Here is a 22,012-nt window from a genome sequence, read left to right as displayed (position 1 = left end):
CCCTTGAGCGTCGTCCGCCGGAGACCGATCAGGCTGTGCGAGGCGCATGCCGGTCAGCCTCCCAATTGCAGTCCGTCGGCGGCTTCCTCGACCATGCCGAGGCCGAGCCTGCTGATCCGTACGGCGAAGGGCTGCTCCGCCACGCGCAGCCCGGAGAACTGCAACGCGCCGAGCGGAGCGGTGTGCATCGGCCGGAGGGCCACAGTCCCGGCCGGTACATCCGGGAGCACCCCGGCGGGTGTGGTGAGCAGCCGTACTGCGGCCGCCGACGCGATCGCCGCCGGGCGGCACGCGGCCGGGTGCGGCAGTGGGGCGCTCCCCGAGGTGCGCTGTTCGCCCGCGTACATCTCGGGGAGCCGGTGGGCGAAGGCGGCGGCCGCGTTGAGGACTCCGCGCAGCAAGGAGCCCGCCTCCTTCTCGTAACCGGCGGCGGCCAGCCCGGCGACGGCCACGGCCGTCTCGTGGACGCGTACGGCACCGCTTCGGTGGCCGAACGGGTTGTATCCGGGCTCCCGGGCGGCGAGGGTGCGCAGCCCCCACCCGGAGTCGAGGGCCTGGCCGCCGAGGAGCCGGGCCAGTTGCTCCGTCTGGACCTTGTCGAGCAGCCCCACGGCGAAGGCGCCCTCGCCCAGCAGGCCCGTGTCGAGGAGGTGGGAGGCCGCCGCCCCCAGTTGGGTCATCGGGCTGCCGTTGGGCATGCGGGCCGCCACCGGACGCCCGCCGCTCCGGTCCTCGACCCAGAATTCCTCCCGGAAGCGGCGCCGCAGGTCGGCCGCCCATTCCCGCCAGGCCAACGCCCCCGGCCGGCCGTACGCGTCCAGGAGGTCCGCGCCGAGCAGCGCCGCCCGGTGCGCGTGCGCCTGTGCCTCGCAGCGGTACGGTCCCCCGGGCGACGGGTCCGCGAGGTAGCCGCGGTCCCCCACCGCGGTACGCAGCCACAGCAGGCAGCGTTCGGCCACCGGCACCAGTGGTTCGGTGTCCTTGTCGGGCAGGCCCCACCGGCGGGCCTCGGCGAGGACGGTCGGGAACAGCAGGGTGGCCTCGACACCCGTGCACCCGGGGGGCAGATGGGGACCTGAGTGCCGCATCGCGCCGGGGATGCGGCCGCCCTCCGGCCCCGGTCCTCCCAACTGCGTGCGGGCCAGGATGCGCAGTGTCCCGGCGGCGAGGCGCACCCCCAGGGGGAGTGTCATGCGGGCGGCCCAGAGTGCTTCGGCCGGCGCGAGGCCGCAGCGCCAGGGGACACCCGCCGTGGCGTAGGCGTCGCCCGGCCGGCGGGGGTCGCGCAGGAGCAGCGACCCGAGGTCGTCCACGGCGATGCGGAGCAGGGTCTCGACCCGTGCGTCGTCGCTCGTCGCCCGTGTCGGCCCCCAGAGCGGGACGGCTGCGCGTCCGCGCGGGGACTGCGCGGCGGCGGGCCCACGCGGCGCCCCGACCCGCGTGCGGTCCTCCCACTCCAGCCGCACCTGGAGTTGGATGGTCCGGGAACCGCCGGGCGGCACCTCCAGCTCCCAGCAGAGCAGTCCGGCCGACGCCAATGTGTCTTTGGGCGCGGGTTCCGCCGCGACGATCGCGTGCAGACCCGGCGCGGACCAGCGCATGCCGCTGTCGTGGACGCAGGCGGGGAGTTCGGGTCCGGTTCGCCCGGCGGCGGCCGCGCCGAGCTCCGCGAGGTCGGTGCCGAGGGAGACTTCGATCGGCAGCTTGAGGGTGCGAACGGCGGTGCTGTGCAAGGTGATGCGCTCGGTGCCGTCAGCGTGGCGCAGCCGCTCCACGGTGACGGACGGGTCCGGGCCCGCATCGATCGGCGTTCGCACCGTGCCCACGAATCGGGCTCGGTCCGCGCCGAGGAGCCGCGCTTGCACGGGCAGCGGCTCCGCTCCCGCCACGCGCAGTCGGCAGCGGGCCAGGGCCCTGCGGCCGGAGCGGTAGAAACCGTGGAGTCCGTCGCCGAAGAGTTGACCGTGTTCGGCGGAGATGGCCAGGGCCGGCATGGCCACACAGATCAGCGCCGTGTGTACGGGTTGTGGTTCCGTGCGACTCGCGCCGGGCCGAGCCGGTGCGAGGGGACGACGGGCCGGCTGACCGATGGGGACCATGCCTTGCACTGGGTGCGCTCCCTGGGGACGTGTCGGACCTATTGAGGATCGCGGCCACTGATATGAACGGCGCGGTCGTCGCGCAGGACACGGTGGACGGTCCGTTGAGGTGTTACTGGGGGCTGCGCGTACCGCGCTGTCCCTCCTTGCTCTGGACGCGCGGCTTGCGCGTGACCCCGGCGGTCTTCCCCGGGCCGGTGGGCCCGGGGGGCCGGGTCGTAGCGCGGGATCCGGCTGTTCGGGCGGCTCCGGCCGCTCGGCCCGCAGCGGTCGTACGGGCGGGTCGGGTCGTACGGGGTGCGGTCGTACGGGCGGCGGCCGTTGGAGTGGTGCTCGCGGGTCCGCTCTTGGGGCGTGGCCGACGACGGCGTCCGTTGGCGGCGGCCTCGTCGGAGGTGGCCGCGCGCTCCAGTTCGGCGTGGACCGCCGTGTGCATCGCGCGGTCGGCGCGCTCCCTGCGCAGGCAGTCGCGCAGCGTCTCCGGGTCCAGTCCGTCGTTGCACGCCTGGAACAGGAGATGCGCGAAGAGGTAGTCGGGGTCGAGACGCAGGGCGCGGCTGAAGGCCACCCTCGCCTCCGGGCCTTCGCCCAGCGACCACGCGACCCAGCCGGCGAGCGCCAGCGGTGCCGCGCCGTACTCGGCGTAGGAGTCCACGCAGCGGCGGGCGACGGTTCGCCAGACCCGTAGCGCGGCTTGGCCGTCCGGTCCTTCCATCCATTCCGCGGCCTGGTCCCGCGTCGTCCTGTCCTGGAGTCCGATGATGATCGTGGCTGCTTCTTCGTGGCTGATGAGGGTGTCGTCGCGCGCGTCCGACTTCATGGGGTGTGCGAGGGGTGGTGTGTCCCGGAACCTGCGCAGGACCAGGCGCAGGACGCTCAGCGTCTCCTCCCGCACCGCCGCGCAGCCCCCGCTGTCGAGGACGCGCGGTACGAGCCTGCTCGCCGCGGTGTCCAGCGCGCGCACCTGTTCCGTTACGGATTTCCCGGTCATCGGTGTGAGTCGTGCCTCCATCTCCTTGAGCGTTCCGCGCACCCGCATGCCGACGTAGGTAGCGGTGGCGGCCATCGCCGAGGTACCGGGCAGCGCCATCGGCACTCCTTCCGGTGGGCAGCAGCGGCTGTCCGGGCAGCAGTAGGACCAGAAGCGGCCGTCCGAGATGCACAGGGCCTCGTACACGGGCACGTCGAACCCGCCGCACGCGATGCGCAGCCGCTGGGCGAGCGGGCGCAGCCGCTCCATCACGGCCCGGCCGGTCTCTCCGGGCGCGGGGTCCTGGCAGAAGAACAGGACGATGCCGTCGGGCCGGGACCCTCGCTTTTCGCAGTTGGTCACGAGGGTCTCGGCGAGCTGGTCGCATACGTCCGGCCACTCGTCGCGGGTGCTGGGGATGCCGAGCCTGAGCCGGCCGCCGAGGCGGCCGCGATCACCGTGCAGCGCGGCCATCACCACGCTGTCGTCCGGATGAAAGCCCACCAGGTACGGGAGGGCGTCGGCGAGTTCGGCGGCGCTGCGGAGCGTGATCTGCTGCTCGGTCGGCGCGGCGGGACGGCGAGTTGATTCGTTGGGCTTCGTCATGGCCAGACCGTCCCGCACATCTGTCAAGCCCCGCCAGCCCTGTGGATAAGTCGCATATTGTCGCACTTATCGTGTGGATGAAAGTTATCCACAGGTCTTTCGGCTCGCTCGCGCACTGTCGGTGGCCTCGTGTTGCATGGAGGCATGAGCAACGAAGAGCTTCGCGCCGCCGCCGACACCGTCCTCTCCCGTCTCGTCGGAGACACGACAGGTCGGACAAAGCTGCGCGAAGATCAGTGGCGCGCGATCGAGGCGCTGGTCGCGGACCATCGCCGGGCGCTGGTCGTGCAGCGGACCGGCTGGGGCAAGTCGGCCGTGTACTTCGTCGCGACAGCGCTGCTGCGACAGCGCGGCAGCGGGCCGACGGTGATCGTCTCGCCGCTGCTCGCGCTCATGCGCAACCAGGTGGAGGCGGCCGAGCGCGCGGGTATTCGCGCGCGCACCATCAATTCGGCCAACACCGAGGAATGGGACGCCGTCCAGGCGGAGGTCGCCGCCGGCGAGGTCGACGTCCTGCTGGTCAGCCCCGAGCGGTTGAACAATCCCGACTTCCGCGACCAGGTTCTGCCCAAGCTCGCCGCGGCCACCGGAATGCTGGTCGTCGACGAGGCGCACTGCATCTCCGACTGGGGCCACGACTTCCGGCCCGACTACCGCCGGCTGCGCACGATGCTCGCCGATCTGCCGCCCGGCGTCCCCGTCCTGGCCACGACCGCCACCGCCAACGCCCGTGTCACCGCCGATGTCGCGGAACAGCTCGGCACGGGCGAAGGAGCCGCCGAAGCCCTCGTCCTGCGCGGGCCGCTGGACCGCGAGAGCCTGAGCCTGGCCGTTCTGCGGCTGCCCGACGCCGCACACCGATTGGGCTGGCTCGCCGACCACCTCGACGAGCTGCCGGGCTCCGGGATCATCTATACCCTCACGGTCGCCGCCGCCGAGGAGGTGACGGTGTTCCTGCGCCGCCGCGGTCACGTCGTGGCCTCGTACACGGGAAAGACCGAGAACGCGGACCGGCTCCAGGCCGAGGAGGACCTGCTCGCGAACCGCGTCAAGGCCCTGGTCGCGACCTCCGCCCTGGGCATGGGCTTCGACAAGCCGGACCTCGGCTTCGTGGTGCACCTCGGCTCGCCCTCCTCCCCCATCGCCTACTACCAGCAGGTCGGCCGCGCCGGACGCGGTGTCGAGCACGCCGAGGTGCTGCTGCTGCCCGGCCGGGAGGACGAGGCCATCTGGAAGTACTTCGCCTCGCTGGCCTTCCCCTCCGAAGAGCAGGTACGACGCACGCTCGACGTACTCGCGGCAGCGGATCGCCCGGTATCCCTGCCCGCTCTCGAACCACGCGTCGACCTGCGGCGGTCGCGCCTGGAGACCATGCTCAAGGTCCTCGACGTGGACGGCGCGGTCCACCGCGTGCGCGGCGGCTGGACCGCCACCGGACAGCCCTGGACCTACGACGCCGAGCGGTACGCGTGGGTGGCGCGGCAGCGCGAGGCCGAGCAGCAGGCGATGCGCGAGTACGCCGCGACGACGGGCTGCCGGATGGAGTTCCTGCGGCGGCAGTTGGACGACGAGCAGGCGGCACCGTGCGGACGGTGCGACAACTGCGCGGGACCCCGGTTCACCACCGATGTCTCCGAGGCCTCGCTGGACGCCTCGCGAGGCGAGCTCGGACGGCCCGGCGCCGAGCTCGAACCCCGGCGGATGTGGCCGACGGGGATGCCGGCGGTCGGCATCGACCTCAAGGGTCGTATTCCGGCCGGAGAACAGGCGGCCCCCGGGCGAGCGCTCGGGCGCCTCTCCGACATCGGCTGGGGCAACCGGCTGCGGCCGCTGCTCGCCCCCCAGGCCCCGGACTGCCCCATCCCCGACGACGTGGCCCAGGCGGTGGTCACCGTGCTCGCCGACTGGGCGAAGGGCCCAGGCGGCTGGGCGTCCGGGGCAGCCGATGCGCCGGACCGGCCGGTGGGCGTCGTCACCATGGCCTCCCGCGCCCGGCCCGAACTGATCCGGACACTCGGCGAGCACATCGCGACGGTCGGCAGGATGCCGCTGCTCGGCACCGTCGCGTACCGCGACCCGGAAGCCGACACCCACGTGCCGCGCACCAACAGCGCCCAGCGGCTGAAGGCGCTGGACGGTGCGCTGACCGTGGCACCCGCGCTCGCCGAGGCACTGACCGGAGCCGGGGGCCCGGTCCTGCTCGTGGACGATCTGTCCGACACCGGATGGACGCTCGCGGTGGCCGCTCGGTTGCTGCGCCGGGCCGGGGCACCGGGGGTCTTCCCCCTGGTTCTCGCGGTACAGGGGTGAAGGGGCGTGGCCAGCCCGAGGTTCGGGAAGAACTATAAGGAGCGCGGCGTCAAATACCGGGCACAGGCGCGGATTGCTCGTTGCCGCCCGAGGACGCGGCCGCGAGAATTGACCCCGTTCCCCGCCCCCGCCCGCCCGCTGCCCGCTGGGGCCGCGGCGTGGCGCGCGCCCCTATCGGAAGCCTCGTCCGCCTCGTGTGCGCACAGACGAAGGGAGGAAGGTGACCTTCGGCTTCGCTCCGCCCCCGTCCGCCGCCTCCTCGTCCCGGCTGGGCAGGATGCTCGAACCCGCCGAGTGGGCAGCGGCCGGAATACCCCTGCTGCGCAACCCCCGCGAGCTGGTCACCAGCCTCCACTCGCGCCACCTGCCCACCCCGCGCACGGCCGTCGTCGCGGTGCTCGACCCGGAGCAGCGCCTGGCGGCCAGCGCCTCGTTCGTCCGGCGCGCGACGGAGGCGGACGGCTGGGAGTTCCGCAACGCGATCCTCGCGCAGTTGCGCAGGATCATCCCGCACGATTTACGGCTGAGGACTCCGGTCCGTACGGCGGTGCTGCTCTACTGCCGCGAGGGCGAGGCGCGTTGGACGGAGGAGGACGGGGCGTGGCTGTGGGGGCTGCGGGACGCCTGCACGCTGCATGGACTGCGCTGCGGCGCGTACATCACGCTGACCAGGACCGGGTGGCAGGTCCTGGGAGAAGGGCGGGGCGGCAGGCGGCCGCATTCCCACTCCGCCGCGGGCCGGCAGGGAGTCCGCCCCGTGGACGGCACCGACAGGGGCGGTGGAGGGAGCGGAGGCAGTGAAGGGGAGGACGCCGAGGAGCTGCGCGCGCCGGCGCCCTCGGAACGCGGGGTGCCGGCGGCCTTGCGCGGTACGGCCCTCCGCTGACATACGGGGCCGGGGCCCGTATGCGAGAACGCCGGTCGGTCGCCTTCTGCGCGAGGACGGCCGACCGACGATCCGCCACATACGGGTTGCCGCGTACTAGACGCTCGTGGAGATCACGGCGTTGATGCGCTGCGGGTCGCCGCAGATGATCAGCAGCACACCGGCGCGGGCCATCGCGGTCGGCAGCGCGGCGGACACGGCCTCGTCCGCCCCGCCGTTGACGGCGACCACCACGACCGGGCGGCCCTTGGCCCGCTCGGCGGCGGCGAGGGCGTAGAAGACATCGTCACCGGCGTCGTGCTGCGCCCAGTAGGACGCCTCGCCGAAGGACAGCTCGTGCGCCGCCCACGGGTGCGGGTCTCCGGTGGTGAGCACCAGGATCTCGCCGGGTGCCCGGCCGGAGTCCAGCAGCAGGTCGACGGCTTCGTCGGCCGCGTCCAGAGCCCCGTCCGCGGCGGCGGGGATCAGTTGGATCTGCGGGGTCGCGGATGCGGACGTGGCCGCGTCGGACACGGCGGGAGCGGCGGGCCGGGACGCGGCGGCGTCCTCGGCCGCCGGAGCGTTCACCGCCGCGTCACGCGGGGTGCGCTGGGACGGGGCCGTGGCCGAGCTCCGGCTCGGGCCCGGAACACCGGGCCGCTTCGGGGCGGGGCGGGGGCCAGGACCAGGGACAGGACGGGGGGTCGGCGCGGTGCGGCCGGCGGCCGGAGTAGCGCGGGGACCCGGGACACTCTCGTGAATCTGAGGCTCCTCGGGGATGAGAGGCATGGGCTGATGTTAATCAAACGCCGGTGCGGGTCGCGTCGGCGGGTGGCGGTCGGGCCGCTCAGATATCGAAACCGAGCTGGCCACTGGCCTCCAGAGCAGCAGTTTCCGGGGCGCTGCGGGCCCGCTTTAGGTGCTGCCATCGGGGCAGCGCGTCCAGATAGGACCAGGACAATCGGTGGTGCGGAGTCGGACCCAGCTCGGCCAGGGCGGCCTGATGCACCGGCGAGGGGTATCCGGCGTTGTCGACGAAGGCGAAATCCGCGTGGTCGACGCCGAGTTCGGCCATCATCGCGTCCCGCGTGACCTTGGCGATCACGGAGGCCGCGGCGACGGCGATGCAGGACTGGTCGCCCTTGATGACCGTACGCACCCGCCAGGGCGCTCCGAGGTAGTCGTGGTTGCCGTCGAGGATCACCGCGTCGGGTTGTACGGGCAGCGCTTCCAAGGCTCGTACGGCGGCCAGCCTGAGGGCGGCCGTCATGCCCAACTCGTCGATCTCCTGCGGGGAGGAGTGGCCGAGCGCGTGCGCGGTGACCCAGGTCCGCAGCTCGGCGGCGAGCTCGGTGCGGCGCTTGACGGTCAGCAGCTTGGAGTCGGTGAGCCCGGCCGGGGCGCGGCGCAGTCCGGTGACGGCGGCGCACACGGTGACGGGGCCGGCCCAGGCCCCGCGACCGACTTCGTCGACTCCGGCGACGATCTTGGCTCCGGTGGTGGCACGGAGCGAGCGCTCGACGCTGTGGGTGGGCGGTTCGTACGGCATGGCGCGAGCAAGCGTACGCCCCTTGAGCCGTCGTGTCCGCCCCCGGTACCCGTCGAATCCGGACGCGGGGCCGGACCGTGCCCTGATCGATACCTCGCGGGCCCGGGCGGTCAGTTTTCCACGGTGCGGAGCCAGTCGGGCAGCGGCTCCGTACGCTCCAGCCACTCGATCGGCGGGGCGCCCCGCTCCCCCGCCGCGACCACGCCGCCGACGATGGCGCAGGTCGTGTCCACGTCACCGCCCACCTGGGCGGTGGTCCAGAACGCCGTCTCGAAGGAGTCGAGGCTGCGGGCGGCGGACCACAGGGCGAAGGGGACGGTGTCGTGGGCGCTGGTGCGGCGGCCGCAGCCGAGCACCGCGGCCACGGTGCTCGCGTCCCCGTAGTCGAGCATGTCGCGGGCCCGGCGCAGCCCCGCCTGGACGGCGCTGCGCGGCACCAGCTCGACCACCGAGTCCAGCAGGTCGGCCGGGCTCGGCGGCTCGGGGGCGGCGGCCAGGGAGGCCGCGGCGGCCACGGCCATCGCCCCGGCCACGGCCTCGCGGTGCTGGTGCGTGGTGTAGGCCGAGATCTCCGCCTGGTGCGTGGCCTGCTCCGGGTCGTCCGCGTACCAGGCGCCCAGCGGGGCGATCCGCATGGCCGCGCCGTTGCCCCAGGAGCCCTGACCCTGGAAGAGGCCGGCGGCGAGCTCGCGCCAGTCGCCGCCTTCGCGGATCAGGCGCAGCATGCGGTTCACGGCGGGCCCGTAGCCGCGGTCGAAGTCGTGGTGGACGGCGAAGGAGCGGGCGAGGGCGTCCTGGTCGACGCGTCCGTACTCGAACAGGACGGCCACCACGGAGCAGGCCATCTCGGTGTCGTCCGTCCACTGCCAGGGGGCGGGCGGCAGTTCGCGGCGCTTGAGGGAGGGGTAGTTGGCGGGGACGAAGAACTGGGAGCCGAGGGCGTCGCCCACGGTCAGCCCGCGGAGACTGGAGAGAGCGCGAGCAGATCGGTCAGCGGTCATCGCAGTGAACTCTAACCCGCGATGCCGTACGGCTCCGGTGTGCACCAGCGTTCGAACGGGCGGTCAAGGTGGTAGCGGCCGTCGTCGCCGAGGAGCAGGGCGCGGGATTCGGCGTTGCCGGGGTTCGAGAGGGACTCGAATTCCGCGACGCTCCAATGCAGCCACCTCATGCAGAAGAGGCGCATGGTCAGCCCGTGCGTGACGAGCAGGACGTTCGGCGGGTGGGAGGGGTCCTCGAAGCTGCGCCACAGGCTCTCCAGGAAGGCTCCGACGCGGTCGTACACGTCGGCGCCGGACTCGCCCTGGGCGAAGCGGTAGAAGAAGTGCCCGTAGGCGTCGCGGTACGCCTTCTGCTTGCGCACGTCGTCGCGGTCCTGCCAGTTCCCCCAGTCCTGCTCGCGCAGCCGCGGCTCCTCGCGGACCCGAACCCGGGAGGCGTCGAGGCGGAGCGCCTGGAAGGTCTGGTGAGTGCGCCGGTAGGGCGAGACGTACGCGGAGACGCGCTCGTCGCCGAAGATCTCGCGGAGCCCCGCGCCGGCCTCCTCGGCCTGCTTGCGTCCGGTCTCCGTGAGGCTCAGGGCGTGGTCGGGTTCTCGTTCGTACACCGTGTCGTCGACATTCCCCTCCGATTCTCCGTGCCGGATGAGGACTATGCGCCGGGGCCGTGCCATGCACTCCAGCGTAGATCGAGCGGTGGCGACCCGCCTCATACCGTCCGTGGACAGCCGCTACAGGGCGTGAAGGGCCTGGTGGGATTGGTGGGAGGCGTCAGACGGTCCAGGAGGGCTCGATGGCGACCACGTCCCCGGCTATCGCTGTCATGTCCGCTTCGATCTGCGTCCTCGACGCGAGCCGCTCGACCCGGTCCGTGCGGTACTTGCCGTGTTCGGCCTGGGAGTCCCACATCGACAGCACCAGGAACTCGCCGCCGGGCGCCTGGCCGAACGAGCCGCGCAGCATGCCGGGCGAGCCGGCCATCGCCGGGTTCCACACCTTTTCCTGCATCAGGGTGAAGTGCTCCAGCCGTTCCTCGCGGACCCGGCAGTGCGCGACGCGCACCACGTCCGCGTCCGCGAAGTGCGGCCGGAAGCCGACCTTCACGTCGAGCTGGTGCTCGAAGAGCCGGACCTGCAGGTCTTTGTACGTGCCGGTCTGCGCGGCCGCCAGCCTGTCGTGCGAACGCGCCATGAAGGAGTCGTAGAACGACCGGCTCTCCCAGAACTCGAAGAGATGCGCCACGTGCGGGCGCCCCTTGCTCCAACCTCCACCCTGTCCCCGGAACCCCGGTTCGCCGAGCAATCCCGCCCATTTCCGCTGCCCTCGCTCGAAACCGCGGCGGTCCACCACGGTGCAGCGAATCCACTTGACCAGCACGGCGCCATCGTACGGCGCTGGCAGTGGCACGTATCACGCCTTGGGGCGCCGGGGCCGTCCGGGCTCCTCGCTCCGGCAAGGGTGGCAACATGGTCAACCAGCGCTGGGTCCTGGGCAGTTACGAGGAAGGGACGACCAATGAGCGGCCTCAACAAGGGCATCGAGAAGGTCAAGGTGACGCTGAAATGGGACCCGAGCCCGTCCGGCTCGCCCGCCCACGACCTCGACATCATCGCCGCGACCTTCGCCGCGGATGCCCCGCACGGCGCGCCCGCGTACCTCGTGCACTTCGACAGCCGGTCGCCGGACGGCACGATCACTCTCAACCGGGACAGCCGGACCGGCCAGGGTTTCGGCTCCGATGAGGTGATGACGCTGGAGCTCGACCGGCTCGCGCCCGTATACACACGGGTGGTCGTGGGCGTGGCCATTCAGCAGCGCGACGGCCGCAAAACATTCGGCGACGTCGCGAACACGGGGATAAAGGTCCTCGAAGGATATACGGTGCTGATGGAAAGCGATTTCTCCGCCGTCGCCGGGTCGACTGCCTCGACGGTCGCCGAATTCACGCGGGACGCCTCGGGAAAGTGGAAATTCCACGAGGCGACCCGAGGATTCGACACCGACCCGACGTCGTTCGCCGCGGCCATGGGTGGCGGCCAGACCTGAAAACGGCGCTGACCTGGGGAAACCCATGGAATGGCGGCTGGTGAGAGCAGGCCGGCCGCCCCGCGGGCCCGGTCGTTCCGCCCCTCCTCGGCCCGGACAGGCCAAGAACGTCACAGCCCAAGAAACGTCACAGCCTCAGAACGCCTCAGCCTCAGAACGTCTCGGTCTCAAGCACCCACGGTCCCGTCGATTCCCTCGCGCAGGAAATCGGCGTGGCCATTGTGCCGGGCATATTCGTGTATCAGGTGCAGCATGACCAGTCGCAGCGACACATGCTCTTCCCATCGGGGCTGATATCCGGTGATGTCGAGCGATTCCGCCTCCCGCTCGATCCGCCGCGCGTGCTCGACCTCCCGCTGCCAGGCGTCGAAGGCTTCGGCCCGTGTGGCTCCGCTGGTGTCGTACGCCTCCTGGTAATCGCCCGTCGCGGACCAGACGAAGGGGATGTCCTCCCGGTTGATCACCCGGCGGAACCAGGTGCGCTCCACCTCGGCCATGTGCCGCACGAGCCCGAGCAGCGACAGCGTCGACGGCGGCATCGAGCGACGGCGCAGTTCCTCGTCCCCGAGGCCCTCGCATTTCATGGCGAGGGTCGCGCGGTGGAAGTCGAGGTAGGCGCGCAGCGTCTCCCGCTCGCCGCCGGTCAGGGGCGGGCTGATCCGTTCTATGGTCATCGCAGGAGTGTAAGCGGCGGCCCGGTCGCGAGGTCGCTCCTGGGGACATGGGTAAGGGGCGCTGCCCAATGGGCGGCGCCCCTTACCTGTGCTTACCTGTCACATCGGGCGGCGGTGTGCCGTCCGACGTGGCGGCGGATCAGCTTCAGCTGCAGCCGCTGGTCGAGCCGCAGCCCTCGCAGAGGTAGCAGCTACCCGCGCGGCGCATCTTGGTGCCGCACGAGAAGCAGAGCGGGGCGTCGGCGTTGAGGCCGAGCTGCATCTCCACCAGTTCGGTGCTGTTGTGCGCCTGCCTCGGGGCCGGGGCCGCGGCGGCCTCGACGACCTCGGAGGCGGGGGCCGCCTCCTTCTCCTTGGGGGCCTCGACGTGCCGGGGCGCGGACTGGGCCAGGCCCTCCACGTCCATCTCGTCGTCGTTCGGCTCGTACGAACCCGTCTCCAGGTGGCGCTGGCGCTCACCGGCGGAGTGGATGCCGAGCGCGGAGCGCGTCTCGAAGGGCAGGAAGTCGAGGGCCAGGCGGCGGAAGATGTAGTCGACGATCGACTGCGCCATCCGCACGTCCGGGTCGTCCGTCATGCCGGCCGGCTCGAAGCGCATGTTGGTGAACTTGGAGACGTAGGTCTCCAGCGGCACGCCGTACTGAAGGCCCACGGAGACCGCGATGGAGAAGGCGTCCATCATGCCCGCCAGGGTCGAGCCCTGCTTGGACATCTTCAGGAAGACCTCGCCGAGACCGTCGTCCGGGTAGGAATTGGCGGTCATGTAGCCCTCGGCGCCGCCGACCGTGAAGGAGGTGGTGATGCCGGGGCGGCCCTTGGGGAGGCGCTTGCGGACCGGGCGGTACTCGACGACCTTCTCCGCGGCGGGCTCCTCGGCCTTGGCCTCCTCCTTCTTCTTGGCGGAGAGCGGCTGGCCGACCTTGCAGTTGTCGCGGTAGATCGCCAGGGCCTTGAGGCCGAGCTTCCAGCCCTCGTAGTAGACCTCTTCGATCTCCTCGACGGTGGCCGCCTCGGGGACGTTGACGGTCTTGGAGATCGCGCCGGACAGGAACGGCTGCGCGGCCGCCATCATCCGCACGTGGCCCATGGCGGAGATCGACCGCTCGCCCATGGCGCAGTCGAAGACCTCGTAGTGGGCCGGGTCGAGGCCGGGGGCGTCGATGACATTGCCGTGGTCGGCGATGTGGGCGACGATCGCCTCGACCTGCTCGGGGGCGTAGCCGAGACGCTTGAGCGCCTTGGGGACCGTGTTGTTCACGATCTGCATGGAGCCGCCGCCGACGAGCTTCTTGAACTTGACCAGGGCCAGGTCCGGCTCGACGCCCGTGGTGTCGCAGTCCATCATCAGGCCGATGGTGCCGGTCGGCGCGAGCACGGACGCCTGCGCGTTGCGGAAGCCGTTCTTCTCGCCGAGCCGGAGGACGTCCTGCCACGCCTCGGTGGCCGCGGCCCAGACCGGGGTGTCCAGGTCGTCCATGCGCTTGGCGGCGCCGTTGGCGTCGGCGTGCTGCTTCATGACGCGCTTGTGGGCGTCGGCGTTGCGGGCGTAGCCGTCGTACGGGCCGACGACCGCGGCGAGCTCGGCGGAGCGCTTGTACGAGGTTCCGGTCATCAGCGAGGTGATGGCGCCGGCCAGGGCGCGGCCGCCGTCGGAGTCGTACGCGTGGCCGGTGGCCATGAGCAGGGCGCCGAGGTTGGCGTAGCCGATGCCGAGCTGGCGGAAGGCGCGGGTGGTCTCGCCGATCTTCTCGGTCGGGAAGTCGGCGAAGCAGATGGAGATGTCCATCGCGGTGATGACCAGCTCGACGACCTTGGCGAAGCGCTCGGCGTCGAACGACTGGTTGCCCTGGTCGTCGTCGCGCAGGAACTTCATGAGGTTGAGCGAGGCGAGGTTGCACGAGGAGTTGTCCAGGTGCATGTACTCGCTGCAGGGGTTGGACGCGGTGATGCGGCCCGACTCCGGCGAGGTGTGCCAGTGGTTGATGGTGTCGTCGTACTGGATGCCCGGGTCGGCGCAGGCCCAGGCCGCCTCGGCCATCTTGCGGAAGAGCGACTTGGCGTCGACCTCCTCGATGACCTCGTTGTCCATGCGGCCCCGCAGGCCGAAGGTCGAACCGGTCTCCACGGCCTTCATGAACTCGTCGTTCACGCGGACCGAGTTGTTGGCGTTCTGGTACTGGACGGACGTGATGTCGTCGCCGCCCAAGTCCATGTCGAAGCCGGCGTCGCGCAGCGCGCGGACCTTCTCCTCCTCCTTCACCTTGGTCTCGATGAAGGCCTCGATGTCGGGGTGGTCGACGTCGAGCACGACCATCTTGGCCGCGCGCCGGGTGGCGCCGCCGGACTTGATCGTTCCGGCGGAGGCGTCGGCGCCGCGCATGAAGGAGACCGGGCCGGAGGCGTTGCCGCCGGAGGAGAGCAGCTCCTTGGAGGAGCGGATGCGGGAGAGGTTCAGGCCGGCGCCGGAGCCGCCCTTGAAGATCATCCCCTCTTCCTTGTACCAGTCCAGGATCGAGTCCATGGAGTCGTCGACGGAGAGGATGAAGCAGGCGGAGACCTGCTGCGGCTGCTTGGTGCCGACGTTGAACCAGACCGGCGAGTTGAAGCTGAAGACCTGGTGCAGCAGCGCGTAGGTCAGCTCGTGGTCGAAGATCTCGGCGTCGGCCGGGGAGGCGAAGTAGCCGTTCCGCTCGCCGGCGTCGCGGTACGTGCGCACCACGCGGTCGATGAGCTGCTTCAGGCTGGCCTCGCGGTCGGGGGAGCCGACCGCGCCGCGGAAGTACTTGCTGGTGACGATGTTGACCGCGTTCACCGACCAGGAGTCGGGGAACTCGACGCCACGCTGCTCGAAGTTGACCGAGCCGTCGCGCCAGTTGGTCATGACGACGTCACGGCGCTCCCAGACCACCTCGTCGTACGGGTGCACGCCGGGGGTGGTGTGGATGCGCTCGATACGCAGACCCTTGCTCGTCTTGGCTCCCTTGGAACGGGAGCCACGTGCCGGGCCACTCGCCGTCTCTGTCATTCCGCCTCCCTGTACGGGCAAAACGCCCTAATGCGCCCATTTCTTCCGTGGCGCGGTGTCTGTCTTTTGCCCGGGTGCGCGGCGCGCCCCGGACAGGTCTGTTTGGTGGCCGCTCTAGTCGGCGGCCGCGGCGGGCGCGGGGACCTCCAGGCCCCCTGCGGGCCCGCCCGCGTCCGTGGTGGACCGCTGCTCACGGAGTTCGGCGACCGCGGACTCGAAGTCTTCGAGCGAGTCGAATGCCTGATACACGGACGCGAAGCGAAGGTACGCGACGAGATCGAGTTCCTTGAGCGGGCCGAGTATGGCGAGTCCCACGTCGTGGGTGGACAGCTCGGCGCTGCCGGTGGCGCGGACCGCCTCTTCGACCCGCTGGCCGAGCTGGGCCAGGGCATCCTCGGTGACCGGCCGGCCCTGGCACGCCTTGCGCACTCCGGAGATGACCTTGTCGCGGCTGAAGGGCTCGGTGACCCCGCTCCGCTTGATCACCATCAGTGACGCGGTCTCCACGGTCGTAAACCTGCGGGAGCAGTCCGGACACTGGCGACGCCTGCGGATCGAGCAGCCGTCGTCCGTGGTCCGACTGTCGACGACGCGGCTGTCGGGGTGCCTGCAGAAGGGGCAGTGCATGGCTCTCTACCCTCCTCACCCTCGAAAATCGGTGCACGACCAAGGGCTCCGGCGGGTCCGTGCGGATCCCCCGAAGCAGCCCCAAGCATAGGCGATGGCCTCGGCCAAGATTGACCGGGGACCACAACTTGTAGGTGGCTGACGCCCATCAAACCACTAGATCTGGTGTCTGGCGGTCAACCAAGCCCGGCGCGTGTCGCGCCGCGGCGGCATCCAAGAGAGTACGGGAAGCCACCCGGTCCCGGCTCCACGGGGGCGAGAGTGCCACACTGGGGCCCGGCGCGACGGGAGCCGCACAGGGCTCGCGGCGAGGAGACGACGGGGAAGTAATGTGCCCCGGAGTGATGGATTTCGCCCGGTTCGCGAGCTTCGTGGCGGAGCTTACCGCCTTGATGTGAATTACTGCGTGGCCGTACACCCATTCCCGTGATCACGTCAGCCAATTTGCCAAATTTCACTCGAACGTGTGTTTGGCGCAACCTTTCGAAACCAACTACCGTTGTCCAACTAGGGAGAACATTTCGAGAGGGGCCGACGTGACCACCACCGCAGGCAGCGCGACCATCACCGCCCAGGACCGCCCCCAGAGCCGGCTCGATACGCCGTATCCGCTGAACGAGGGAGCCATGAACCCCGAGGGGCAGAAGCCCACCCGCTCGCTACCCGGTCGGCCCCCCGGAATCCGGGCCGACAGTTCGGGTCTCACGGACCGCCAGCGCCGCGTGATCGAGGTCATCCGGGACTCCGTGCAGCGCCGCGGCTACCCACCGTCCATGCGCGAGATCGGACAGGCGGTCGGCCTGTCGAGCACCTCCTCCGTGGCACACCAGCTCATGGCGCTGGAGCGCAAGGGGTTCCTGCGCCGCGACCCGCACCGGCCGCGGGCGTACGAGGTGCGCGGCTCGGACCAGCCGAGCAGCCAGCCCACGGACACCACCGGCAAGCCGGCCGCGTCGTACGTGCCGCTGGTCGGCCGGATCGCGGCGGGCGGCCCGATCCTGGCCGAGGAGTCCGTCGAGGACGTCTTCCCGCTCCCCCGCCAGCTCGTGGGCGACGGCGAGCTGTTCGTCCTCAAGGTCGTCGGCGACTCCATGGTCGAGGCCGCGATCTGCGACGGCGACTGGGTGACGGTGCGCCGCCAGCCCGTCGCGGAGAACGGCGACATCGTGGCCGCCATGCTGGACGGCGAGGCCACGGTCAAGCGCTTCAAGCGCGAGGACAACCACGTGTGGCTGCTCCCGCACAACGCCGCCTATCAGCCCATCCCCGGCGATGAGGCGACCATCCTGGGCAAGGTGGTCGCGGTGCTGCGGCGTGTGTGAGGGCGCACCGAGAGACCGGCCCCGGAACCACTGCGCCGGTTCCGGGGCCCTGTTGTGACCGGGCGCGCACGGCGTCGTCAGCACGGCTTCCAGGGCTGCTGACAGGCTCGTAGGGGCTACGGGCCCGCATCACGGGCCCTCGCCTCGCCTCCGGCGCCCGCGCTACGCCTCCGCCGCCTCGGCTGCCTTCGCGGCCGCGTCGATGGCGGCCAGTGAGCGACGCGCCTGATTACGGTCCGTCGTGTACCAGAAATCCGGCATGGAAGCCCGCAGGAAACTGCCGTAGCGGGCCGTGGCCAGCCTCGGGTCGAGCACCGCCACCACGCCGCGGTCCCCGGAGGCCCGTACGAGCCGGCCGGCGCCCTGGGCCATCAGCAGCGCCGCGTGGGTCGCCGCGACCGCCATGAAGCCATTGCCGCCCGCCTCCTCCACCGCCTTCTGCCGGGCGCTCATCAGCGGGTCGTCGGGGCGCGGGAAGGGCACCCGGTCCATGACGACGAGCTGGCAGTTCGCGCCGGGGACATCGACGCCCTGCCAGAGCGACAGGGTGCCGAACAGGCAGGTACGGGCGTCCGTGGCGAAGGCGCGGATCAGCTCGCCCAGCGTCTCCTCGCCCTGGAGCAGGATCGGCATGTCGAGCCGGCCGCGCATCGCCTCCGCCGCGCCCTGGGCGGCCCGCATCGAGGAGAACAGGCCCAGCGTCCGCCCCCCGGCGGCCTCCACCAGCTCCGCCAACTCGTCGAGCATGTCGGTGCGGCTGCCCTCCCGGCCGGGCTGGGAGAGGTGCCGGGCGACGTAGAGGATGCCCTGCTTGGGATAGTCGAAGGGCGACCCGACGTCGATGCCCTTCCACTGCGGCACATCGTCGCCGCCGGTGCCCTCCGGGGCGAGCCCCAGCGACGCGCCGACGCCGTTGAAGTCGCCGCCGAGCTTGAGCGTCGCCGAGGTGAGCACGACGGAGCGCTCGCTGAAGAGCTTCTCGCGCAGCAGCCCGGACACCGACAGCGGCGCCACCCGCAGGGAGGCCCCGAACCGGTCGTGGCGCTCGTACCAGACGACGTCGTACTCGGAGCCCTCCACGATGCGCTCGGCGACCGCGTGGACGTTCTCCACGGCGGCGAGCGCCTGCTTGCGCACCGCGTCCTCGTCCTGGACCGACTTGTCCCTCGTGCCGCCGATCGCCGAGATCACCGTGCGCGAGGCGTCACGCAGCGACATCAGGGCGTAGCCCAGGTCCTCGGGGATCTCCTCCAGGCGGCCCGGCAGGGCCAGCTCCATGAGGCGCTCGAAGGTCTCCGCGGCGGTCTGCAGGGCGTCGGCGGCCTTCTCGTTCACGAGCTTGGCGGCACGCCGGACGGCCCGGTTGACCTGGCCGGGGGTGAGCTCGCCAGTGGCGACGCCGGTGACGCGGGAAACCAGCTCATGGGCCTCGTCGACGATCAGCACCTCGTGGCTGGGCAGCACCGGCGCGCCCTCGATGGCGTCGATGGCCAGGAGCGCGTGGTTGGTGACGACGACGTCGGCGAGCTTGGCGCGCTCCCGCGCGGCCTCGGCGAAGCATTCCGCGCCGTACGCGCACTTGCTGGCGCCGAGGCACTCGCGGGAGGTCACGGAGACCTGGGACCAGGCACGGTCGGAGACGCCCGGCGTCAGGTCGTCACGGTCGCCCGTCTCGGTGTCCGAGGACCAGTCGCGCAGCCGCAGCAGGTCCTTGCCGAGCCTGCTGGTCGGCGTGGCCGACTCGAACGGGTCGAAGAGCCCCTCTTCCTCCTCCTGCGGCACCCCCTCATGGAGCCGGTGCAGGCACATGTAGTTCGAGCGGCCCTTGAGCATCGCGAACTCGGGGCGGCGGCGCAGCAGCGGATGGAGCGCGTCGACCGTGCGGGGGAGGTCCCGCTCGACGAGCTGCCGCTGGAGGGCGAGCGTCGCCGTGGCGACCACCACGCGTTCGCCGTGCGCGAGGGCCGGCACCAGATAGCCGAGGGACTTGCCGGTGCCGGTGCCCGCCTGCACCAGCAGGTGGGCGTTGTCGTCCACGACCTCGGCGACGGCTTCGGCCATGGTGACCTGTCCGGGGCGCTCCGTACCGCCCACGGCGGTCACGGCGGCGTGCAGCAGATCGGGGAGGGAGGGCTTCGTCGTCATAGCCCTGACACCCTACGGTGCGGCACTGACATCGCCGTCCACGCGCCCCTCGGGCCGGGGTCGGCGGTCACGGTGCGTGCAGGGGGTTCGAGACGGTTCCGTGTACGGCCGCGTGCGGGCGTTTCGGGCGGTCGCGGTAGCCGTCGAGGTGGAGCCGGTTGCGGTTGAGGCAGAGCCGGGCGATGCGGGGCGTGAGCAGGTCGAAGACCTCGTAGCGCTCCTTGCCCTCGGGGAAGCGCTCATGGTGGCGCAGGATCTCGGCCCGCACCAGCCCCCAGAACTCGGCTTCGGGTACGCCCAGTTGGTCGGCGCAGAGCGGCGCGAGGTAGCGGAACACCCCGACGAAAAGCCCCGTGTGGATGAACTGGGTGAGGAACGCGGGCGGTTCGGTGAGCAGTACCGAGCGGACGTCCGCGGGCATGTCGTCGTGCTCGGGCAGCGGCCAGGCGCTGATGTTGACGTCGTCGACGAAGTCCTTGACCGCGAGGCGGGCGGGGACGTCGTGGTCGTCGAAGACGACGATGGCGTTCTCGCCGTGCGGGGAGAAGACCGTGCCGTAGCGGTAGAGGAACCGCAGCAGCGGCGGCAGCAGGGCGGCGAAGAGGCGGCGCAGCCAGACGGCCGGGGGCAACCCGGAGCGGTGCACCAGCTCGGTGGTGACGGCGCGCCCGTCGGCGCCGGTGTGCAGCAGGGCCGCGAGGGTACGGGCCCGCTCGCCCGGTGCGAGCTGCGGCATGAGGGGCTCGCGCCAGATGCAGCCGAGCAGTTCCTTGTACTGGTACGGGACGCCGGGGAGCCGGTCGTACAAGGGGTGTTCGACGGTGACGGAGGCCGTTTCGCCGAGGAGGATCACGCGGGTCTCGTCGCGCAGGAACTCGTCGGTGTCGCGGAGGGAGTGCACCCACGCGGTCACGGCGGGAGCGGCGAGGGTGCGTTCGGTGGGCAGGCCGCGCCAGACGAGGGTGTTGAGGATGGACAGCGGGAGCTTGACCGTACGGGCGTCCGGGCGGCTGGTGTTGAGGAAGGTGCGGATCGACTGCTGCGGCAGCCGGAGGTCGTTGTCAGTGGGGAGGGGCATGATGGTGCCGTCGGCGAGTTGAGGGGCGAAGAGGGGCGCGATGGTCTCGTCCCACTGCCAGGGGTGGACGGGGAGCCAGAGGTAGTCGGCGGGGTCGCGGCCCTGGTCGAGGACGGTGCGGGCGAAGGCGGCGCGGGTGCCGGGCGCGAGTTCGTCGCGGTAGAGGAGATCGGGGGTGGCGAGGCCGGGGACGCCTCGGTAGCGGGCGAGGTCGCGGTGGACGGCGAGCCACGGCAGGCGTTGGGGGACGCGGGCCTCCGGCGCCCAGCGGTCGGCGTCGGCGGCCGAGAAGCCGAAGCGTCCTTTGTTGGCGACGAGCCAGGGGTGGCCCGTCTGGTGGCCTTCGAGGTCGGCGTAGCCGAGGTCGGCGAGGGCGGGCGCGGAGAGGGCGGTGGTGTGCAGTCGGACGTCCGCGGCGAGGGTCGCGGTCAGCTCACGGACGAGGTGTCCGGTGGTGTCCCCGGTCAGGTCGAGGACGGTGTCGTGGGCATCGGCGAGGAATCGGAGCGCGTCGCCGTGCGGGCTGATCGACCGCGGGTCCACGCGCCAGTGTCCGTACGCGCCGCGGCGTGCGCGGAAGCGGTAGGTGACCTGGTCGGTCACGGGGAGCCGGTAGGGAGTCGCGCCGTCGTGCGGCTCGCCCTCCGGCTCGGGGGTGAGGACGCCCTCGTAGCTCAGTTCGGCGAGGAGCTTGGCGAGGAGGTCGCGGGAGACGTGGTCCCAGGCTGACTGGGAGGGGCGGGGCGAAGGAGGCATGACGGGACTCCTCGGGTGCGGAACCTGGGCGTGCCAGGCGGAGATATGAGTCGCGGGGCCCGCGTGGGGGCCGGAATGGGGGTCACAGGACGTCGCACAGGGATCGGTCGCGGATCATCAGGGCCGCGCGCTTGTCGGGGAGTTCCAGTTCGGCGGCGAACCGGAAGCCCGCTCCGAGGAAGGCGGCTACGGAGGGGGTGTTGCGGAGGTCCGGTTCGGCGACGACCCGGGCGCAGGAGGGACGGTGGTCCAGTACGTGGTCGGCCACGGCCCGGAGCAGGGCGGTGCCGAGGCCGCGGCCGCGTTGGGCGACCGCGCCGATGAGCAGGTGGAGGCCGGTGTCGTGCGGTCTGGCCGGGTAGTAGCGGGCGACCGGGTCGAGGTCGGCGCGGTACACCTCCCAGTAGCTCATGGGCGTCCCGGCGAGCACGCCGAGGCAGGGCACGCTGCGCCCGTCGCCGTCGAGTTGGGCGCGGACGTGGGCCGCGGTGGTCTCGGCGGGGCCCGCCAGCTCCCAGAAGGCGGCGACGGCCGGGTCGTTCATCCAGCCGACGAGGAGGCGCAGGTCGCGTTCGAGGCGTACGGGGACGAGTTGGAAGGGGCCCGCGTCGGTGCCGACGGGCCCCCATCCGGCGAGCCCGTCGAGCAGGTCGGGGCCGTCGAGCAGAGCGGGACCGTCCGCCGGCCGGGAGGGGCCACTGGGGCTGCTGGCGCTGCTGGGGCCAATGAAGTCGGAGGGTTCAGGAGGGTCGGGTGATTCAGGTGCGGTGAATGCCGCCACGAGTTCCTCGGGCAGGTGCAGGTCGATGGTGTCGTCGGCGTCGGGGTCGGTAGTGGTGCCGGTGCTTGAGTCGACGGGCTGCTGCACGGCGGCGCTTTCCTTCCGGGGTGGGCAAGGCTCGGGTGGACAGGGATCGGGCGGACGGGACGGGGGTGGTGGGC

General features: G+C 71.5%; 17 protein-coding genes. 4 read left to right on the top strand and 13 right to left on the bottom strand.

The features are described from left to right. Nucleotides 1-53: 53 nt before the first annotated feature. Nucleotides 54-1,994 carry a glycogen debranching N-terminal domain-containing protein gene (locus IF55_RS34675; protein ID WP_048833057.1) on the bottom strand — a complete coding sequence of 647 codons (1,941 nt, stop codon included), beginning with the start codon at nucleotides 1,992-1,994 and terminating at the stop codon, nucleotides 54-56. Nucleotides 1,995-2,211: 217 nt separating this feature from the next. Then, nucleotides 2,212-3,675, bottom strand: coding sequence for a DUF4192 domain-containing protein (locus IF55_RS34670; RefSeq protein ID WP_030884433.1), 1,464 nt, complete (start codon nucleotides 3,673-3,675; stop codon nucleotides 2,212-2,214). Nucleotides 3,676-3,819: 144 nt separating this feature from the next. Here IF55_RS34670 and IF55_RS34665 point away from each other — a divergent pair, with 144 nt between their 5' ends. Beyond that, the gene (locus tag IF55_RS34665) at nucleotides 3,820-5,985 is read left to right on the top strand and encodes a RecQ family ATP-dependent DNA helicase (RefSeq protein WP_030884436.1); all 2,166 of its coding nucleotides are present in this window, start codon (nucleotides 3,820-3,822) and stop codon (nucleotides 5,983-5,985) included. A gap of 220 nt (nucleotides 5,986-6,205) precedes the next feature. Beyond that, on the top strand, nucleotides 6,206-6,871 hold the full coding sequence (locus tag IF55_RS34660; RefSeq protein ID WP_245661650.1) for a hypothetical protein: 666 nt from the start codon (nucleotides 6,206-6,208) through the stop codon (nucleotides 6,869-6,871). 96 nt (nucleotides 6,872-6,967) lie between these two features. Here IF55_RS34660 and IF55_RS34655 read toward each other — a convergent pair whose 3' ends face one another. From IF55_RS34655 to IF55_RS34635, 5 genes are all read right to left on the bottom strand, one after another. Continuing rightward, on the bottom strand, nucleotides 6,968-7,639 hold the full coding sequence (locus IF55_RS34655; protein ID WP_030884442.1) for a hypothetical protein: 672 nt from the start codon (nucleotides 7,637-7,639) through the stop codon (nucleotides 6,968-6,970). Nucleotides 7,640-7,697: 58 nt separating this feature from the next. Then, complete coding sequence (locus tag IF55_RS34650) at nucleotides 7,698-8,399, bottom strand: ribonuclease HII (protein WP_030884443.1); 702 nt, start codon at nucleotides 8,397-8,399, stop codon at nucleotides 7,698-7,700. Between the two features lie 110 nt (nucleotides 8,400-8,509). Next, complete coding sequence (locus IF55_RS34645; protein ID WP_030884446.1) at nucleotides 8,510-9,400, bottom strand: ADP-ribosylglycohydrolase family protein; 891 nt, start codon at nucleotides 9,398-9,400, stop codon at nucleotides 8,510-8,512. Between the two features lie 11 nt (nucleotides 9,401-9,411). Next, on the bottom strand, nucleotides 9,412-10,071 hold the full coding sequence (locus tag IF55_RS34640) for a histidine phosphatase family protein (protein ID WP_030884449.1): 660 nt from the start codon (nucleotides 10,069-10,071) through the stop codon (nucleotides 9,412-9,414). Between the two features lie 97 nt (nucleotides 10,072-10,168). Next, on the bottom strand, nucleotides 10,169-10,774 hold the full coding sequence (locus IF55_RS34635; RefSeq protein WP_078645761.1) for a YdbC family protein: 606 nt from the start codon (nucleotides 10,772-10,774) through the stop codon (nucleotides 10,169-10,171). A 138-nt stretch (nucleotides 10,775-10,912) separates the two neighbouring features. Between IF55_RS34635 and IF55_RS34630 the strand changes: the two genes are divergently transcribed. After that, on the top strand, nucleotides 10,913-11,443 hold the full coding sequence (locus IF55_RS34630) for a TerD family protein (protein WP_030884454.1): 531 nt from the start codon (nucleotides 10,913-10,915) through the stop codon (nucleotides 11,441-11,443). 167 nt (nucleotides 11,444-11,610) lie between these two features. Here IF55_RS34630 and IF55_RS34625 read toward each other — a convergent pair whose 3' ends face one another. The 3 genes from IF55_RS34625 to nrdR form a co-directional block, all read right to left on the bottom strand. Then, nucleotides 11,611-12,117 (bottom strand): DinB family protein, encoded by a 507-nt coding sequence (locus IF55_RS34625; protein ID WP_030884456.1) that lies wholly within the window; start codon nucleotides 12,115-12,117, stop codon nucleotides 11,611-11,613. A 145-nt stretch (nucleotides 12,118-12,262) separates the two neighbouring features. Beyond that, nucleotides 12,263-15,142 (bottom strand): vitamin B12-dependent ribonucleotide reductase, encoded by a 2,880-nt coding sequence (locus IF55_RS34620; RefSeq protein WP_030884460.1) that lies wholly within the window; start codon nucleotides 15,140-15,142, stop codon nucleotides 12,263-12,265. Nucleotides 15,143-15,256: 114 nt separating this feature from the next. Further along, the gene (gene nrdR, locus IF55_RS34615) at nucleotides 15,257-15,769 is read right to left on the bottom strand and encodes a transcriptional regulator NrdR (protein WP_030884463.1); all 513 of its coding nucleotides are present in this window, start codon (nucleotides 15,767-15,769) and stop codon (nucleotides 15,257-15,259) included. Nucleotides 15,770-16,305: 536 nt separating this feature from the next. Here nrdR and lexA point away from each other — a divergent pair. After that, on the top strand, nucleotides 16,306-17,091 hold the full coding sequence (gene lexA / locus IF55_RS34610; RefSeq protein WP_030884464.1) for a transcriptional repressor LexA: 786 nt from the start codon (nucleotides 16,306-16,308) through the stop codon (nucleotides 17,089-17,091). Between the two features lie 162 nt (nucleotides 17,092-17,253). Here the strand turns inward: lexA and IF55_RS34605 are convergent, their stop codons facing one another. From IF55_RS34605 to IF55_RS34595, 3 genes are all read right to left on the bottom strand, one after another. After that, nucleotides 17,254-19,236: an ATP-dependent DNA helicase gene (locus tag IF55_RS34605; RefSeq protein ID WP_030884468.1), complete on the bottom strand. Its 1,983-nt coding sequence runs from the start codon at nucleotides 19,234-19,236 to the stop codon at nucleotides 17,254-17,256. Between the two features lie 67 nt (nucleotides 19,237-19,303). Then, nucleotides 19,304-21,070, bottom strand: a complete 1,767-nt coding sequence (locus IF55_RS34600; RefSeq protein ID WP_030884472.1) for an IucA/IucC family protein — start codon at nucleotides 21,068-21,070, stop codon at nucleotides 19,304-19,306. 82 nt (nucleotides 21,071-21,152) lie between these two features. Beyond that, complete coding sequence (locus IF55_RS34595) at nucleotides 21,153-21,938, bottom strand: GNAT family N-acetyltransferase (RefSeq protein WP_030884475.1); 786 nt, start codon at nucleotides 21,936-21,938, stop codon at nucleotides 21,153-21,155. Between the last annotated feature and the right edge of the window lie 74 nt (nucleotides 21,939-22,012).

It is taken from the genome of Streptomyces varsoviensis (assembly GCF_000718635.1).
GTDB classification, from domain to species: domain Bacteria; phylum Actinomycetota; class Actinomycetes; order Streptomycetales; family Streptomycetaceae; genus Streptomyces; species Streptomyces varsoviensis.
Note: the sequence above shows the minus strand (reverse complement) of the source record. Positions and strands in the feature narration are given on the sequence as shown.